Source organism: Bradyrhizobium sp. CCBAU 11434 (genome assembly GCF_028128895.1).
Lineage (GTDB): Bacteria > Pseudomonadota > Alphaproteobacteria > Rhizobiales > Xanthobacteraceae > Bradyrhizobium > Bradyrhizobium zhengyangense.
The window spans coordinates 80,292-95,594 of sequence record NZ_LBJX01000102.1 but is presented as its reverse complement, the minus strand read 5'-3'; the positions used below and the strand labels follow the sequence as shown (position 1 = coordinate 95,594).

Genomic DNA, 15,303 nt, shown 5'->3' with positions numbered 1-15,303 from the left:
CCGGCTTGTGAATCGGTAACAGCCCACTACTTCAACACGAACAACAATAAGAATGACGACCCCTAAACTTTCCCATCACGGCTGGGTGCGGCATGCATGCGCGCCTCGCCGGACTCCAAAAGGATGATCCCCTATGGCCAATGCCCGCAAGATCCTGATCGTGGATGACGATACCGATCTGCGCGATACGTTGGTGGAGCAATTATCGCTACACGAAGAATTTGAAGCCTCCGCCGTCGATACCGGCGCCAAGGGCGCCAGCGCCGCAAAGGCCAATGCCCCCGATCTTGTCCTGATGGATGTCGGCCTCCCCGACACTGATGGCCGCGAAGTGGTCCGCTCCCTGCGTAAAGGCGGCTTCAAGGCGCCGATCATCATGCTGACGGGGCACGACACCGATTCCGACACGATTTTGGGCCTGGAATCCGGGGCCAACGACTATGTCGCAAAGCCCTTCCGCTTCGCCGTGCTGCTCGCCCGCATCCGCGCCCAGCTGCGCCAGCACGAGGCCAGCGAGGACGCGGTGTTCTCGGTCGGCCCCTACTCCTTCCGTCCCGGCTCCAAGATGCTGACCGCGGCCAATGCCCGCAAGGTCCGCCTCACCGAGAAGGAAACGGCCATCCTGCGCTTCCTCTACCGGGCCGGCCAGATGCCGGTGTCGCGCGAGACCCTGCTCCAGGAGGTCTGGGGCTACAATTCCGGCGTCACCACCCACACGCTGGAAACCCACATCTACCGCCTCCGCCAGAAGATCGAGAAGGATGCCGCCAACCCGGAAATCCTGGTGACGGAAGCCGGTGGCTACAAGCTGGTGCCGTGATACGTTCCAGGAACGCGCGATTCGTCGTAAATTAGCGCGTTCCTCGAGCCTCGGACCGGAATGTCAATCGACGATGACGTAGCGCTGCTTGAGCGTGTCCCGACACTGCGCTTGTTGGGAGACGCCTCGTTGCGCATGTTGGCGATCGGCTCCGAGCAACGTGACTTCGTCCGCGGCGACATCCTGTTCAATCTCGGTGACGACGCCGACGCCGGCTTCGTGGTCCAGCGCGGCGCCTTTCGCGTCGATGACGGCGCCGGCGCCGAGATGATCGCCGGTCCCGGCACGCTGATTGGCGAGCTTGCGCTGGTGGTGCCGATGAAGCGGCCGTCCGGCGCGGTGGCGCTGGAGCATTCCTCCGTCATCCGTGTCGCGCGCAGCCTGTTTCAGCGCGTGCTCGAGAGCGATCCTGCCGCCGCGGTCCGCCTGCGTGACGAATTCGCCATCCGCTCCAGCCAGATCGCCAGCGATATCCTGATGGCGGGTTCGAAGCTCAGCACCTAAGTCCCCTTTCTGGCGAAAGGGCGACGTCAGATCTCCAGCGTCACCGTCACGGGCACGTGGTCCGACGGCCGCTCCCAGCTGCGGGCATCGCGCAAAATCTTGAAATCCTGCACCGCGTCCTTCAGCGCGCGCGAGACCCAGATGTGGTCGAGCCGCCGGCCGCGGTCGCCGACGGTCCAGTCGGCGGAGCGATAGCTCCACCAGGTGTAGACCTTTTCCGACATCGGAATGCGGTCGCGTGCGACGTCGACCCATTCGCCGGCTTCCAGCGCGGCCTTCAGCTTCTCGGTTTCGACAGGTGTGTGCGAGACGACCTTGAGAAGCTGCTTGTGCGACCACACGTCGTTCTCGTGCGGCGCGACGTTGAGGTCGCCGACCAGGATGTGGCGATCTTCGCCGCGCGGGTGCAGCGGCTCGCAGGCTTTCATCTCGTCGAGGAAGCGCAGCTTGTGGTCGAACTTTTCGTTCAGCGCGGGATCGGGAATGTCGCCGCCGGCGGGCACGTAGAAATTATGCAGCACCAGCGGCTTTGCGATTGCAGCCTTCTCGCCGAACGACACCGAGATATGGCGCGAATCCACCTTGTCGCAGAAGGTGCGGATGTCAGTGGACTCGAACGGAATCTTCGAGACGATGGCGACGCCGTGGTAGCCCTTCTGTCCGTTCAACGCGACATGCTCATAGCCGAGCCGCTTGAAACGCTTCAGCGGAAAGGCATCGTCGATGCATTTGGTCTCCTGGAGACACAGCACGTCCGGCCGCGCGCTCTTGAGGAATTTCGCGACCAGGTCGATGCGCAGCCGCACCGAGTTGATGTTCCAGGTTGTCAGGGAAAGACGCATGGGAGTTGCGTCTTAGCATGGATTGGCATGGGCGAAATGCCTGTCCACAGGGTCGCTGCCGTGGGGTGGGGTTAGCCGAAGGCTAACCCACCCTACGGCACCGTCAGCCCGGCGATGGCACGTTGTAATTGGTGAAGTCGATCTTGAACATGTTTGGATCGAGCTTCTTGGTCGTGTCCAGATTATAAACCGCGAATGTGGTGTCGTAACCTTGCGGATCGGTCACCGTCCATTGCTTCAACTGGCCGTCCTTGGCGCCGAGCATCAGCAGGAGCCGGCTGGTGCCGACCAGCGCCTGCTTCTCCTCGATGGTGACGCTGATGAAGAGGTCGTCGGCGGAGACGTTGACGACATTGGTGTCCTTCATCAGGTCGATGCGATCGGACAGCAGGAAGCGGAGCGGCGTCTGCGACAGCGGATAGACGTCTTGCGTGGCGAGCTTGCGATCGCGCACCACGACGGAGGATCCGTCGGCGACGATATCGATCGGGCTCGGCGGATCATATTCGACGCGCATCTTGCCCGGCTTCTGGATGTAGAAATCGCCTTGCGTCTTGCTGCCGTCGGGGCCGACCTGGACGAAGTTTCCGACCAGCGTCGACAGCGACGACAGATAGGCGCTGACCTTGGCCGCCTGCGCCTTCTGCTTGTCGTCGAAGGTCTGGAAGATGCTGCTCGGAACGTTACGGCGCGGATCGGGAATGATCGGATTGGGCGGCGCTTGCGTTGCCCCCGTGATGGCCGGTCCGCCCGACGGCGGAGCAGCGTCGCGCGCTTTCGGTGCCGGCTTCGGCACGGGGACCGTCTGCGCGACTGACGCTACGGTCATCGTTACGGCGGTGACGAGAAGCACGCCTGCCACGAGCGCGCTGCGCGCGGCGAAAGAGGCTGCGAATCCAAGGTCCGGATGTCTGGTCAACGCGTCGTCCTGTGTGGCTGGGCGCCGTTTTAGCGTGATTTCGGGCAAAAGCGGAGATCGAATTTGCGTGAGAATAGCATTCCGAGGCGGGTCAGTAGCTCCTTGCCTCACATATGACTGTCTTCTTCCTCGACCAAAATCTCGCGCTTGCCGGCATGATTGGCGGGTCCGACAATGCCTTCCAGTTCCATGCGCTCCATCAAGGATGCCGCACGATTGTAGCCGATTTGCAGGCGGCGCTGGATGTAGCTGGTCGAGGCCTTGCGGTCGCGCTTGACGATCGCAACGGCCTGCTGGAACAGATCGCCGCCACCATCCGCGCCCATTCCGCTGGCGTCGAACACGGCGCCGCCATCTTCGTCCTCGGTCGGCTCTTCCGCCGTGACCGCTTCCAGATATTCCGGTTGGCCCTGCGTCTTGAGATGGCGCACCACCTTCTCGACTTCCTCATCCGAGGCAAACGGTCCGTGCACGCGGCTGATGCGGCCGCCGCCGGCCATATAGAGCATGTCGCCCTGGCCGAGCAGCTGCTCGGCGCCCATCTCGCCGAGGATGGTGCGGCTGTCGATCTTGGAGGTGACCTGGAAGGCGATGCGGGTCGGGAAGTTCGCCTTGATGGTACCGGTGATGACGTCCACCGACGGACGCTGTGTCGCCAGAATCACATGCAGACCGGCGGCGCGCGCCATCTGCGCGAGGCGCTGCACCGCGCCTTCGATGTCCTTGCCGGCGACCATCATCAAGTCGGCCATTTCGTCGACGATGATGACGATGTAGGGCAGCGGATCGAGCGAGAGCTTCTCTTCCTCGTAGATCGCCTTGCCGGTTTCCTTGTCGAAGCCGGTGTGCACCGTGCGCGTGGGCTCTTCGCCCTTGGCTTTCAGCTCCAGCAGGCGCGTGTTGTAGCCGTCGATGTTGCGCACACCGAGCTTGGCCATGTTCTTGTAGCGCTCTTCCATCTCGCGCACGGCCCATTTCAGCGCGACCACCGCCTTCTTCGGATCGGTCACGACAGGCGTGAGCAGATGGGGAATGCCGTCATAGACGGAGAGCTCGAGCATCTTCGGATCGACCATGATCAGCCGGCACTGGTCCGGGCGCAGCCGGTAGACCAGGCTGAGGATCATGGTGTTGATCGCAACCGATTTGCCCGAGCCGGTGGTGCCGGCGATCAGCATGTGCGGCGTGCGGGCGAGATCGATGATGACGGGATCGCCGCCGATGGTCTTGCCGAGGCAGAGCGGCAGTTTCGCGACCGTGTCGACGGTTTCCTTGGCGACCAGCAGCTCGCGCAGATAGACCTTTTCACGATGCGCGTTCGGCAGCTCGATGCCGATGGCATTGCGGCCGGGAACGACGGCGACGCGCGCCGACAGCGCACTCATCGAACGCGCGATGTCGTCGGCAAGCCCGATCACGCGCGACGACTTGATGCCGGGAGCTGGTTCGAGTTCGTACAGCGTGACGACAGGGCCCGGATTGGCCTTCACGATCTCGCCGCGCACGCCGAAATCCTGGAGGACGCCTTCGAGCGAACGCGAATTGGCTTCCAGCTCGGCCTTGCTGAGCGGCTGGCGATCGCCGGCCTTGGGCGCAGCCAGCACGGACACGGATGGAAGCTCGAACTTGTCGGAGGATTTCTTGGAAGCGGCTTTCGGTGCGGCCTTCTTGCGTGGAGCACGCGCGGCCGGCTGCTCTTCCTCCTCTTCGTCTTCCTCTTCTTCCTCGTGCTCGTCCTCGTAATCCTCGTCCTCGGACTGCGGCGAGATCGAAGGGGCGGCGCGGCCGCCGAGATTGGGCTCTTGCCGGCTGAACGAAACTGCCTTGGTCTTCGATCCGCTCGAGACCAGCGAGCGGTAGGCCGCGCCGAACAGCCAAATCAACCGCGCCTTGGTGCTCATCAGCGCGTGGAATAGCCAGCCCAGCGACACCGAACCACGATCGCTGTCCTCGTCGTCATCGAGCGGCTTGTCATCATCCTCGATTTCCGCGAGCTCATCGTCATGCTCGCGTGCGCCGAGGCCGCAGGCAATCAGGAAGGTTGCGGCCAGCGCGACGAACAGGATGGCGCCGAGCACGATGCGATAGATCGCGCCGGGCGGCCCGAAGATCACCGCAGGCGCGCGCACTAGCGCATCGCCAACCACGCCGCCGAGCCCCGTCGGCAGCGGCCAGGCGCCGCCATGCGGCCAGCAACTGACGAAGCCAGCCGCGATCACCGTGCAGAGAATCCAGGAGCCGAGCCGCAGCGCCTCGCGATCGAACGGGCGGTGGGTCATCATGCGCCAGCCCCACACCGCAACCGTCAGGATCAGCATGATGGCGCCGAGCCCGAGGATCTGCATCGCGAGGTCAGCGCCGATGGCGCCGGCATAACCGAGGACATTGTGGATCGGCCGCGAGGTCGCGTGGCTGAGGCTCGGGTCCTGGACGGACCAGGTCATCAGCGCGGCGGAGGCGACGCCCGAGAGTGTGACGAGGCCAAAGCCTGTCAACTCGCGCAGGCGGCGGCTCAGCGCATCGCGGATCGAGGGCGGCAGATGGCCGACCAGGGGAATGACACGTTCGATTGCCGACATGCTCATGGGCCCCGCCTAACCCAGAGTTTCAACCAGCCGGTGCAGCGCCTGCGCCGTGGTCTCACTATCCTGCACCAGCGCCAGGCGGATGTAGCCGGCACCGGGATTGAAGCCATCGGGCTGAAGCCGCGCCAGATAGGAGCCGGGCACCACGCGTACGCCGGCTTCCTTGAAGAGCTTCAGAGTCACCGAGACGTCGTCGCCGATCTCTGACGTGTTGAGCCAGACGCAGAAGCCGGCATCGGGCCGGCGGTAGCCGTAACGATTGCCGATGATCTGGTCGGCGAGATCGAACTTGATCCGGTAGAGCCTGCGGTTCTCCTCGACATGCGCCTCGTCGCCATAGGCAACGGTCGCGACATGCTGGAGCGGCACCGGCACCTGCGGTGCGGCGATGTTGCGCAGCTCCAGGAACTTGCCGATGAACGTCTTGTCGCCGGCGGCGAAGCCGACACGCAGGCCCGGCAGGTTGGAGCGCTTGGACAACGACTGGAACGCAGCCACGCGGGTGAAATCGGGCCCTGCGCATTCGAGCGCGCTGCCCGGTGCTTCGCGCGTGTAGATCTCCGAATAGCACTCGTCGCTGAGGATCATGAAGTTGTGGCGATCGGCGAGGCTTTTCAGGCGGGTGAAATAAGCGCGCGAGGCGACCGAGCCCTGCGGATTGGCGGGCGAGGCCAGATAGAATGCAACGGTGCGCGCAAGCGTTGCCTCGTCTATGGCATCGAGATCGGGCAGGAAGCCGTTTTCGACCGTGGTCGGCAGATAAACCGGTTCGCAAGCCGCTGCGCCGGCGCCGGCCCCATAGACCGGATAGAACGGGTTCGGCATCAGGATCGCGGGCTTGCCGGGCTTCGGCCCGACATAGCGAGCCGCTGCGATCGCGGCGAGGAACAGCCCCTCGCGGCTGCCATTGAGCACGAGAATCTCGCTCTTGGAGTCGAGCGCGCGCGGCAGCTTGAAACGCGACGACAGCCAGGCGCTCGCAGCGTTGCGGAACGGCTCGGTGCCCTGGTTCATCGGGTAACGGCCGAAATCGGCGATGTGCTTGGCCAGCACCGGGCCGACGAAGTCAGGTACCGGATGTTGCGGTTCGCCGACAGCCAGCGAAATCAAGGGTTTGCCGGGCTGATGCGGCGCCAGCAGCTCGTTCAGCCGGACGAAGGGCGAGCGGTGGTTGTCGGAGCTTCCACTGGCCTGCGGCGCACGGGATGAAGCGGTCATGACCATTCTGGGCGCCAGTACTCTCGGAACGGCCGGTCGCGCGCGGGCGCCGGCGGGAAAGCGGTTCAGTTCACCATAGATAGGGCGAGGTTAAGACGCGATTAACCATCGGCCGGCCGGTCCGTCCAGAGCCGGAAAAATGAGGCCGGATAACAACGGGATGGCGGGGTGAAGTCGAAATTGAGTTCGGTCGAGAGCAGCGCTCTCTCCGTTCCCTCCCCCACAAGGGAGGAGGGAACGCACCTCTAGCCGAGTTCCATCCTTTAGTGTCCCGGCAGCTTCTCGAATGTCGGCATGCCCGCAGGGATCGTGTGGAACTCCTGCTTGTCGCAAGTGTAGATCGCCAACTGGGGATGGAATTGCTCGGGCTCGTCCAGCGTGCCGACCTTGACCACGACGGCAGGCAGGCCGGGTATTTTCGTGACGAGATGGGTGCCGCATTCGGCGCAGAATTCGCGGGTAACGGCGCGTTCGAGATCCTTGCGGGTGAACTGCTTGGGGTGGCCGATGATGTAGGTGAAGCCGTCTGCCGGCATCGCGATGAAGGCGTTGGGTGCGCCGCCCGAGATGTACTGGCACTCGCGGCAGTGACATTGGCCCTGCATCATCGGATCGCCCTCGGCCACGTAGCGCACCTCGCCGCAATAGCATCCGCCTTCCAAACGCATGACGACCTCCATTGTTGTTGTTCGTTGTGGTCGATATCTCTGCGCCGGCAATCAGGAATGGCAATCCTTTTTTCGGTCCCACACCAAAAAGGAATCTTGCAAAAAGAAAGGGGCTCCAACTTGCGCTGGAGCCCCTCAACGGTCGGGGCATTGCCGGGTATGTGCCCAAACCGTAGGAGTGGCCGCGATCTCCGGAGGAGATCGCGGCCGGGAGGAGGACGTTACATGTTGTAGGCGCGCTCGGTGTGCTCGGTGATGTCGAGGCCCTCACGCTCGGTCTCGACATTGGCGCGGAGGCCAACGATCACATCGACGACCTTGTAGAGGATCGCCGAACCGATGCCCGACCACACCAGCGTGGTGCAGACGGCTTCGATCTGCGAGATCATCTGCGCGGCGAAGTCGTAATCGGCAACCTTCGGCGGGATCGCGGTGTAGTCGATGATGCCGGCGCCACCGAGGGCCGGGTTCACCAGGATGCCGGTGCCGAGGGCGCCGACGATGCCGCCGATGCAGTGCACGCCGAACACGTCGAGCGAGTCATCGTAGCCGAGCGCGTTCTTCACCACGGTGCAGAAGAACAGGCAGACCACGCCGACCACGAGACCGAGGACGATCGCACCCATCACGCCGGAGAAGCCGGCGGCAGGCGTGACGGCCACGAGGCCCGCGACAGCGCCGGAGATGACGCCGAGCACCGACGGATGGCCCTTCACGATCCACTCCGCGAACATCCACGACAGCGCGGCGGCTGCGGTGGCGACGAAGGAGTTGGTCATGGCGAGCGCAGCGCCGCCGTTGGCTTCGAGGTTGGAGCCGGCGTTGAAGCCGAACCAGCCGACCCAGAGCAGCGAGGCGCCGATCATCGACATGGTCAGCGAGTGCGGAGCCATCAACTCCTTGCCGTAGCCGACGCGCTTGCCGATCAGCAGAGCGCCGACGAGGCCTGCGATGCCGGCATTGATGTGCACCACCGTGCCGCCAGCGAAGTCGATCGCGCCCTTCTTGAAGATCCAGCCGGCGTCGGCATTGATCTCGTCGAGCTTGGCCTGAGCCGCGGTCTTCGCCGCCGCATCACCCGCAGCAGCCAGAGCCTTGGCAGCGTCCTGGATCGCGTCCGGGCCGGGCCAGTACCAAACCATGTGCGCGATCGGGAAGTAGATCAGCGTGACCCAGAGCGGGATGAAGAGCGCGATGGCCGCGAACTTCATGCGCTCGGCGAAGGCGCCGACGATGAGGGCGGGCGTGATCGCCGCGAAGGTCATCTGGAAGCACACATAGACGAGCTCCGAGATGTTGGCGTCGACCGAGAAGGTCGCGGCCTTCGAGTCGGTGGTGACGCCCATCATGAAGGCCTTGGAGAAGCCGCCGATGAAGTCGGAACCGCCGGTGAAGGCGAGGCTGTAGCCATACACGGCCCAGATCACGGTGACGACGCAGACGGTGTAGAACACCTGCATCAGGACCGAGAGCATGTTCTTGGAACGAACGAGGCCGCCGTAGAACAGCGCGAGACCCGGGATCGTCATCAACAGCACGAGGACTGTCGATGTCAGCATCCAGGCGTTATCTCCCTTGTTGACCGTTGGCTCGGCATAGGCTGCGGTCGCAGCGAAAAGGCCGACTGCGAGAGCCGCCAATCCCGCGCCATAGGGACGCTTAAACGTCATTTCATTTACTCCTGATTGAATTTTGGTTGAGCGCGAAATCAAAGGGCCGCGGCGTCGGCCTCGCCGGTGCGGATGCGGACCGCATGGTCGAGGTTGATGACGAAGATCTTGCCGTCGCCGATCTGTCCGGTTTTCGCAGCCGACGTGATGGCGTCGATGGTCTTGTCGACCTGCTCGGAGGCGACAGCGACTTCGATCTTGATCTTGGGCAGGAAGCTCACGGCATATTCGGCACCGCGATAGATTTCCGTATGGCCCTTCTGACGGCCATATCCCTTGACTTCCGTCACCGTGAGACCGTGAACGCCAATGGCGGTCAGGGCGTCACGGACTTCTTCCAGCTTGAATGGCTTGATAATCGCCATAACAATTTTCATGGGTCCTATCCCCGCTTGGGCCCGGTCCGGACGTGGCCGGGCGTTTCTCGACTGGTTCGCCACGAGGGAGAAGTTTCACTACGCGGGCACAGCCACGCCCCCTAGAATCAAATGCCGTGCCAGATCGGGCGCGTTGCCTAACGGACTATGAAAACGGGTGTTTTCGCGCTCAGCTTGCATCGCGCTGCACTGCGCTAATACGTCGCGCTCAAAAGGTGGTCATGGCTGATCAAAATGCAGGCACGACAGGCTGCCGACACAATGTTGCTCATGTGTCGGGCAGCAGAAAGGTATCGTATTACAGCGAAGGCTCGCCGAAGGGCGCCGCTGCGGTGCAAAAGATAGAGCATGACCCTCGGCTGCTCACACGATGGTCGCAACCGACCGTGACCCTCCTCAGGCCGCGTCGCGTTCCACGAACACCCGGTCGACCAGGCCCCATTCGACCCCCTGCTGCGCAGTCATGAAGTGGTCGCGGTCCAGGGTCCGTTCGACCTCCGCTTCCGTCCGTCCGCAATGCTGCGCATAGAGGCGGATGATGCGCCGCTTGGTTTCCTGCATCTCGTTGGCGTGGATCAGGATGTCGGACGCCTGGCCCTGGAAGCCGCCGAGCGGCTGATGCACGTGAAGGCTGGCATTGGGCAGCGCGGCGCGGTGACCGGGCTCGCCGGCCATCAGCAGGAACGAACCCATCGAGCGCGCGGTGCCCATGCACAGCGTATGCACCGGCGCCTTGATGAACTGCATGGTGTCGTACATCGCGAGACCAGAGGTGACCACGCCGCCGTAGGAGTTGATGTAGAGGTTGATCGGCCGGTTCGGATTCTCTGCTTCCAGGAACAACAGCTGGGCGCAGACGAGGCCGGACATCGCATCGTTGACCTCGCCATTGAGGAAGATGATGCGCTCGCGCAGCAGGCGCGAATAGATGTCGAAGGATCGCTCTCCGCGCGCGGATTGTTCGACGACCATAGGGACGAGCTGAAGCATGTCGCGCATCGGCGACCTCCATGTCTGCAGGTGATGAAGTCGTGTGGGTGCTCTTACGTGAGCATGATCTCCGCGCAAACGCGTTCCGCGTTTGTCGCGAGGGAAAACCGCTTCACATTTTTCCGGATCATGCTCTAGGCCGCCGCGCGCATCACGCTGCAATTGCTGTTGGCGGGCTGCGGCAGCTTCACGCAGGCTTGCTGGATGATGCGAAAGCGCGTGCCGCCCGACACGTTCGGCTCGATCCTGAAGATGACCTGGCTCTCGCGGAAAGGTGGTTCGGAATCGCGCATCCGGTAGCGCACCTCTTCGCCGGGGATCGATGTCTCAGGCTCGGCGCCGGCTAGGTCGCAATCCGGCAACCAGCGCTCGCGCAATTCAGGAATGGTCACTGCGCGCCAGACTTTTGCAGGCGGCGCATCGAATTCAAATTCGAGCACCAAAGGTTCTTCGACCATTAAGGGTTCATTGGAGGGATCAGGCTTCGCGGCGTCGTTCATTGATCCATCTCCTTCAGGAGGTCGGCGAGTGCGTCCATGCGCTTCGGCCAATAGGCGCGGTAGCGCGCAAGCCAAGTCCCGATGGCAACGATTCCTTCGGGATCGACTTCGTAATTCACAAAGCGGCCCTGCCGCTGCTCGCGCACGAGACCTGCCTCGCGCAGCACCGACAGATGCTGCGACATCGCCGGCTGGCTGATCTCCAAGCCGTCGCGCAAGGCGCTTGCATTCAGGCTGCCGCCGGCAAGCTTTTCAAAGACCTTGCGGCGGGTCGGGTCGGCGAGCGCCTTGAAGATGTCGGCTTCGATCATGGCAACACATAAGCATGTACTTATGTGTTGCGCAAGCCCCTCCCGACAAGCCCCGATTACTGAAGCGCCTCGCCATGCTGCGAGATATCGAGGCCCTCGAGCTCGTGCTCCCGCGAGACGCGCAACGGCACGAACAGGCCGACCAGCTTGAGCAGGATGAAGCTCACCCCCGCCGACCAGACGAAGGTGACGGCGACGCCGTAAAGCTGGATCAGCAATTGCCGCGGATGGCCCTCGAGCAGGCCGGCAGTGCCGCCGATCGCGCTGGTTGCGAACACGCCCGCGAGCAGCGTGCCGGTCAGTCCGCCGATGCCGTGGACGCCGAACACGTCGAGCGAGTCGTCGTAGTTGAAGCGGTGCTTCAGCCAAGTGCAGGCCCAGTAGCAGATTGCGCCGGCGGCGATGCCGATAACGATGCCGTGCCACGGTGCGACGAAGCCCGAGGCCGGCGTGATGGTGCCAAGGCCAGCCACTGCGCCCGAGATCATGCCGAGCACGGAGGGCTTGCGCCGCGCATACCATTCGATCGCGCCCCAGGTCAGCGCGCCGGAGCAGGCTGCCAGATGCGTTGCGATGATCGCCATCACCGCGCGCGAATTGGCCGCGCCTGCCGAGCCACCGTTGAAGCCGAACCAGCCGACCCACAACAGTCCGGTGCCCATCACCGCGAGCGACAGATCGAACGGCGAGAGATTTTCGGTGCCGTAGCCATGACGGCGCCCCATCACCTTTGCGGCGACGAGGCCGCCGGTGCCGGCCGAGAGGTGCACGACGAGGCCGCCGGCGAAATCCAGCACGCCCATGCTGTTGAGGAAGCCGCCGCCCCACACCCAATGCGCCAGCGGAATGTAGACGAAAATGAACCACGCGACGGAGAACAGGAGATAAGCGGAGAACCGCATTCGGTCCGCGACCGAGCCCGCGACCAGCGCCACCGTGATGATCGCAAACGTCATCTGGTACAGCATGAACAGCGCTTCGGGGATCGTCTTCGCCGCCGGGTTGACGCTGTCCATGGTCATGCCGGCGAGGAACCAGCGGTCGAGCGTGCCGAGCCACGGGCCGTCGCCGACGAAACACAGCGAATACCCGAACGCGACCCAGAGAATGGAGATCAGCGTCACCGCGGCAAGGCTCTGCGCCATGGTCGCGAGCACATTCTTCTTGCGCACCATGCCGGAGTAGAACAGCGCCAGTCCCGGGATCGTCATCATCAGCACCAGCGCGGTGGCGACGATCATCCAGGCGGTATCGGCGGTGTTGATCTCGCTCGTCGCGGCATGCGCCGGCGCAGTCACGCCCAACGCAACTCCAATCGGCGCAGCCATAGCGGCTACGCGGCGCAACAATCCCGCCATGTCATTTCCCCCCGGCATAGTGATGGCGTCGCACGCGATGGCGTCGTTGCCCGGTGCGATCTACGAAGTGGAGTTTAGAGAGCGTCGCTGTCGGTTTCGCCGGTGCGGATGCGTAGCGCGTGGTCGATCGGCGTGACGAAGATCTTGCCGTCGCCGATCTGGCCGGTGCGGGCGGTCGCGGTGATCACGCTGACCGCCTTGTCGGCGACGTCGGAGGCCACCGCGATCTCGATCCGCAGCTTGGGCAGGAAATTCACGACATATTCCGCACCGCGATAGATCTCGGTGTGACCCTTCTGGCGGCCGTAGCCCTTCACCTCGGTCACGGTCATGCCGTGGACACCGATCGCCGTCAGGGCCTGACGGACTTCATCGAGCTTGAAGGGTTTGATGATGGCGACGACGAGTTTCATGATTAGGCCTGTTCCCCGGGGACGCGCCCGCCGTGTGTCCCCGGCGCTGCGTCAATCTGGCATCTTTCCGGGCAAATGGCACAAAAAACTTGCACATTGAAGCGGAAAAACGTTTGGCCAAGGGCGATCATGTGAACGGCCGCCTCTGTACAGGGCATCCGTTCATCCCTCACAATGCATTTTTGGCATGGATGCGGTGAACCCGCGACGGCCGAGCGGTACATAAGTATTTTGGGGGACGCGTCATGGCGAGTTGGTTCTACGCAGCCGAGGGCAAGCAGCAGGGGCCTTATCCGGACGGGCAATTCCGCGACCTGATCGCGCAAGGTGTCGTGCGCGGGGACACGCTGGTGTGGTCCGAGGGCATGGCCGGCTGGCAGAAGGCCGCCGAAATTCCCGGACTGATCTCGGGCGGCGGGGCGCCGCCGATCATTCCAGCCGGGGGCCCGCCGATGATGGGCGGTGGCGCCTATACCGGCGCCGGCAGCGCGGCCGGCGGATCGCTGTCGGTCGATTTCGGCATTCTCGACTTCACCTGGCGCACGCTGGTGATGCTGATCCTCTCGGTCCTCGTCATCCCGGTGCCGTGGGTGTTCGTCTGGTACACGAAATGGATCGTGTCCTGTGTCAAGGTCCCCGGGCGGCCGAACCTGTCCTTCACCGGCAATGCGATGACGATGGTGCCCTGGTTCTTCGGCTTCATCGTTCTGGCCGTCGTCGTCGGTTACTCCGGCGTCCAGGTGCTGAACCTTGCGCTCTTCATTGTCGAGATCGTCCTCTACTGGATGCTGATCAAGTGGATGATTGCCAACCTCGCCTCCAACGGGCAGCCGCTCGGCCTCAGCTTCAACGGCTCGATCGTGGGCTATATCGGCTGGAACCTGTTGTTCGCGGTCTCCATGATCACCATCATCGGATGGGCCTGGGTTGCCGCCGCCCAGTTGCGCTGGATCTATCGCAACATCGAGGGCACGCGCCGCGAGATCATCTTCAGAGGCACCGGGCTCGGAATCCTCTGGCGCGGAATCGTGGCGGCGATCCTGTGCAGTTTCCTGATCCCGATCCCGTGGGTCTATCGCTGGATCATGAACTGGTTCGCTTCGCAGACCGAGCTCGCGCCGCGCCGCGCGATGTAAGCACGATCAGAACATCTCAAGCGCGATGAACTCGCGCTTGGGATATCAGCTCCTCCGCTCGCGCACGGAGCCTTCCTGCGCGACGGAGGCGATCAGCGTCCCGTCCGGCTTGAAGATCGAGCCGCGGGTCAGGCCGCGGCCGCCTTGCGCGCTCGGCGAATCCTGCGAGTAGAGCAGCCATTCGTCGGCGCGGAACGGGCGGTGAAACCACATCGCGTGGTCGAGGCTTGCCGGCATCATGCGCTTGTCGAACAGCGTGCGGCCATAGCGCGCCATGATCGCATCCAGCAGCGAGAAGTCCGAGGCATAGGCCAGCGCGCACATGTGCAGTGCCGGATCATCGGGCAGCTTCGCCGCGGTCCTGATCCAGACGTGAATGCGGCCGTCCTCGATCTTCTGGCCGAAATAGCGGCCGAGCTCGACCGGGCGCAGCTCGATCGGCCGATCGGATTCGTAGTAGCGGCGGATGAACTCAGGCATCTCGCGGAACATCGGCTGCTTCGCCACCTCCTCCGCGGTCAGCTTGTCCGGCGGCGGCACGTCAGGCATCTTGTCCTGGTGGTCGAAGGCGCTCTCTTCCTCGGCATGGAACGACACCATGATCGAGAAGATTGCATTGCCATGCTGGATCGCGGTGACCCGGCGCGTCGAATAGCTCTTGCCGTCGCGCAAGCGTTCGACCTGGTAGATGATCGGGATCTGCGGATCGCCGGGCAGGATGAAATAGCAATGCAGCGAATGCGGCAGCCGGCCCTCGACGGTGCGGCAGGCCGCGACCATCGCTTGCCCGATCACCTGCCCGCCGAACACCCGTTGCCAGCTCGTCTTCGGGCTGTTGCCGCGGAACAAATTCACCTCGAGCTGCTCGAGATCGAGGATCGAAATCAGGTCGATCAGGCTTTTGGACATGGTGGTGCTTTCTTGCCGTCACGTCGGCGCGAACAATCGCCCCGGAATGACACATCAGGCAGTTTTTTGCGGGCCGTTCCGCC

Annotated in this window: 16 protein-coding genes; 3 read left to right on the top strand and 13 right to left on the bottom strand. The window is 63.4% G+C overall.

Features of this window, described 5'->3' with window-relative positions; all coding sequences use genetic code 11:
- The first annotated feature begins 133 nt into the window (after positions 1–133).
- A complete protein-coding gene (locus XI06_RS37705) occupies positions 134–820 on the top strand; it encodes a response regulator transcription factor (RefSeq protein WP_007598630.1) in 687 nt (228 codons plus the stop codon).
- Positions 821–880: 60 nt separating this feature from the next.
- On the top strand, positions 881–1,324 hold the full coding sequence (locus XI06_RS37700; RefSeq protein WP_188107196.1) for a cyclic nucleotide-binding domain-containing protein: 444 nt from the start codon (positions 881–883) through the stop codon (positions 1,322–1,324).
- 26 nt (positions 1,325–1,350) lie between these two features.
- On the opposite strand, the gene xth is transcribed toward XI06_RS37700, so the two are convergent.
- The 12 genes from xth to XI06_RS37640 all read right to left on the bottom strand — a co-directional run bounded on the left by xth (position 1,351) and on the right by XI06_RS37640 (position 13,175).
- Positions 1,351–2,166, bottom strand: coding sequence for an exodeoxyribonuclease III (gene xth / locus XI06_RS37695; protein WP_237860958.1), 816 nt, complete (start codon positions 2,164–2,166; stop codon positions 1,351–1,353).
- Positions 2,167–2,269: 103 nt separating this feature from the next.
- The gene (locus tag XI06_RS37690) at positions 2,270–3,028 is read right to left on the bottom strand and encodes an outer-membrane lipoprotein carrier protein LolA (RefSeq protein WP_237861313.1); all 759 of its coding nucleotides are present in this window, start codon (positions 3,026–3,028) and stop codon (positions 2,270–2,272) included.
- 164 nt (positions 3,029–3,192) lie between these two features.
- A complete protein-coding gene (locus tag XI06_RS37685; protein WP_237860960.1) occupies positions 3,193–5,670 on the bottom strand; it encodes a DNA translocase FtsK in 2,478 nt (825 codons plus the stop codon).
- Between the two features lie 9 nt (positions 5,671–5,679).
- Complete coding sequence (locus tag XI06_RS37680) at positions 5,680–6,894, bottom strand: aminotransferase class I/II-fold pyridoxal phosphate-dependent enzyme (protein WP_271607653.1); 1,215 nt, start codon at positions 6,892–6,894, stop codon at positions 5,680–5,682.
- A gap of 257 nt (positions 6,895–7,151) precedes the next feature.
- The gene (locus tag XI06_RS37675; protein ID WP_237860964.1) at positions 7,152–7,556 is read right to left on the bottom strand and encodes a GFA family protein; all 405 of its coding nucleotides are present in this window, start codon (positions 7,554–7,556) and stop codon (positions 7,152–7,154) included.
- 221 nt (positions 7,557–7,777) lie between these two features.
- Complete coding sequence (locus tag XI06_RS37670; protein WP_271607652.1) at positions 7,778–9,226, bottom strand: ammonium transporter; 1,449 nt, start codon at positions 9,224–9,226, stop codon at positions 7,778–7,780.
- A gap of 38 nt (positions 9,227–9,264) precedes the next feature.
- On the bottom strand, positions 9,265–9,603 hold the full coding sequence (locus XI06_RS37665; RefSeq protein ID WP_027535364.1) for a P-II family nitrogen regulator: 339 nt from the start codon (positions 9,601–9,603) through the stop codon (positions 9,265–9,267).
- A 396-nt stretch (positions 9,604–9,999) separates the two neighbouring features.
- Positions 10,000–10,602: an ATP-dependent Clp protease proteolytic subunit gene (locus tag XI06_RS37660; protein ID WP_271607651.1), complete on the bottom strand. Its 603-nt coding sequence runs from the start codon at positions 10,600–10,602 to the stop codon at positions 10,000–10,002.
- A 125-nt stretch (positions 10,603–10,727) separates the two neighbouring features.
- Positions 10,728–11,093, bottom strand: coding sequence for an SRPBCC family protein (locus tag XI06_RS37655; RefSeq protein WP_271607650.1), 366 nt, complete (start codon positions 11,091–11,093; stop codon positions 10,728–10,730).
- Complete coding sequence (locus tag XI06_RS37650) at positions 11,090–11,404, bottom strand: ArsR/SmtB family transcription factor (RefSeq protein ID WP_271607649.1); 315 nt, start codon at positions 11,402–11,404, stop codon at positions 11,090–11,092. Before XI06_RS37650 ends, XI06_RS37655 begins: the two co-directional genes overlap by 4 nt.
- Positions 11,405–11,460: 56 nt before the next feature.
- Positions 11,461–12,762, bottom strand: coding sequence for an ammonium transporter (locus XI06_RS37645; protein ID WP_271607648.1), 1,302 nt, complete (start codon positions 12,760–12,762; stop codon positions 11,461–11,463).
- 74 nt (positions 12,763–12,836) lie between these two features.
- The gene (locus XI06_RS37640; RefSeq protein WP_028176997.1) at positions 12,837–13,175 is read right to left on the bottom strand and encodes a P-II family nitrogen regulator; all 339 of its coding nucleotides are present in this window, start codon (positions 13,173–13,175) and stop codon (positions 12,837–12,839) included.
- Positions 13,176–13,420: 245 nt separating this feature from the next.
- Between XI06_RS37640 and XI06_RS37635 the strand changes: the two genes are divergently transcribed.
- Entirely contained in the window at positions 13,421–14,311 is an 891-nt protein-coding gene (locus tag XI06_RS37635; protein WP_271607647.1) for a DUF4339 domain-containing protein, read from the top strand.
- 45 nt (positions 14,312–14,356) lie between these two features.
- Here XI06_RS37635 and tesB read toward each other — a convergent pair whose 3' ends face one another.
- Complete coding sequence (gene tesB, locus XI06_RS37630) at positions 14,357–15,220, bottom strand: acyl-CoA thioesterase II (protein ID WP_237860979.1); 864 nt, start codon at positions 15,218–15,220, stop codon at positions 14,357–14,359.
- Between the last annotated feature and the right edge of the window lie 83 nt (positions 15,221–15,303).

Bases quoted from the DNA above. Each gene is read 5' to 3' on its own strand.
- XI06_RS37705 (WP_007598630.1), top strand. From the start codon at position 134: ATGGCCAATGCCCGCAAGATCCTGATCGTGGATGACGATACCGATCTG.
- XI06_RS37700 (WP_188107196.1), top strand. From the start codon at position 881: ATGTCAATCGACGATGACGTAGCGCTGCTTGAGCGTGTCCCGACACTG.
- xth (WP_237860958.1), bottom strand. From the start codon at position 2,166: ATGCGTCTTTCCCTGACAACCTGGAACATCAACTCGGTGCGGCTGCGC.
- XI06_RS37685 (WP_237860960.1), bottom strand. From the start codon at position 5,670: ATGAGCATGTCGGCAATCGAACGTGTCATTCCCCTGGTCGGCCATCTG.
- XI06_RS37680 (WP_271607653.1), bottom strand. From the start codon at position 6,894: ATGGTCATGACCGCTTCATCCCGTGCGCCGCAGGCCAGTGGAAGCTCC.
- XI06_RS37675 (WP_237860964.1), bottom strand. From the start codon at position 7,556: ATGCGTTTGGAAGGCGGATGCTATTGCGGCGAGGTGCGCTACGTGGCC.
- XI06_RS37670 (WP_271607652.1), bottom strand. From the start codon at position 9,226: ATGACGTTTAAGCGTCCCTATGGCGCGGGATTGGCGGCTCTCGCAGTC.
- XI06_RS37665 (WP_027535364.1), bottom strand. From the start codon at position 9,603: ATGAAAATTGTTATGGCGATTATCAAGCCATTCAAGCTGGAAGAAGTC.
- XI06_RS37660 (WP_271607651.1), bottom strand. From the start codon at position 10,602: ATGCGCGACATGCTTCAGCTCGTCCCTATGGTCGTCGAACAATCCGCG.
- XI06_RS37655 (WP_271607650.1), bottom strand. From the start codon at position 11,093: ATGAACGACGCCGCGAAGCCTGATCCCTCCAATGAACCCTTAATGGTC.
- XI06_RS37650 (WP_271607649.1), bottom strand. From the start codon at position 11,404: ATGATCGAAGCCGACATCTTCAAGGCGCTCGCCGACCCGACCCGCCGC.
- XI06_RS37645 (WP_271607648.1), bottom strand. From the start codon at position 12,762: ATGGCGGGATTGTTGCGCCGCGTAGCCGCTATGGCTGCGCCGATTGGA.
- XI06_RS37640 (WP_028176997.1), bottom strand. From the start codon at position 13,175: ATGAAACTCGTCGTCGCCATCATCAAACCCTTCAAGCTCGATGAAGTC.
- XI06_RS37635 (WP_271607647.1), top strand. From the start codon at position 13,421: ATGGCGAGTTGGTTCTACGCAGCCGAGGGCAAGCAGCAGGGGCCTTAT.
- tesB (WP_237860979.1), bottom strand. From the start codon at position 15,220: ATGTCCAAAAGCCTGATCGACCTGATTTCGATCCTCGATCTCGAGCAG.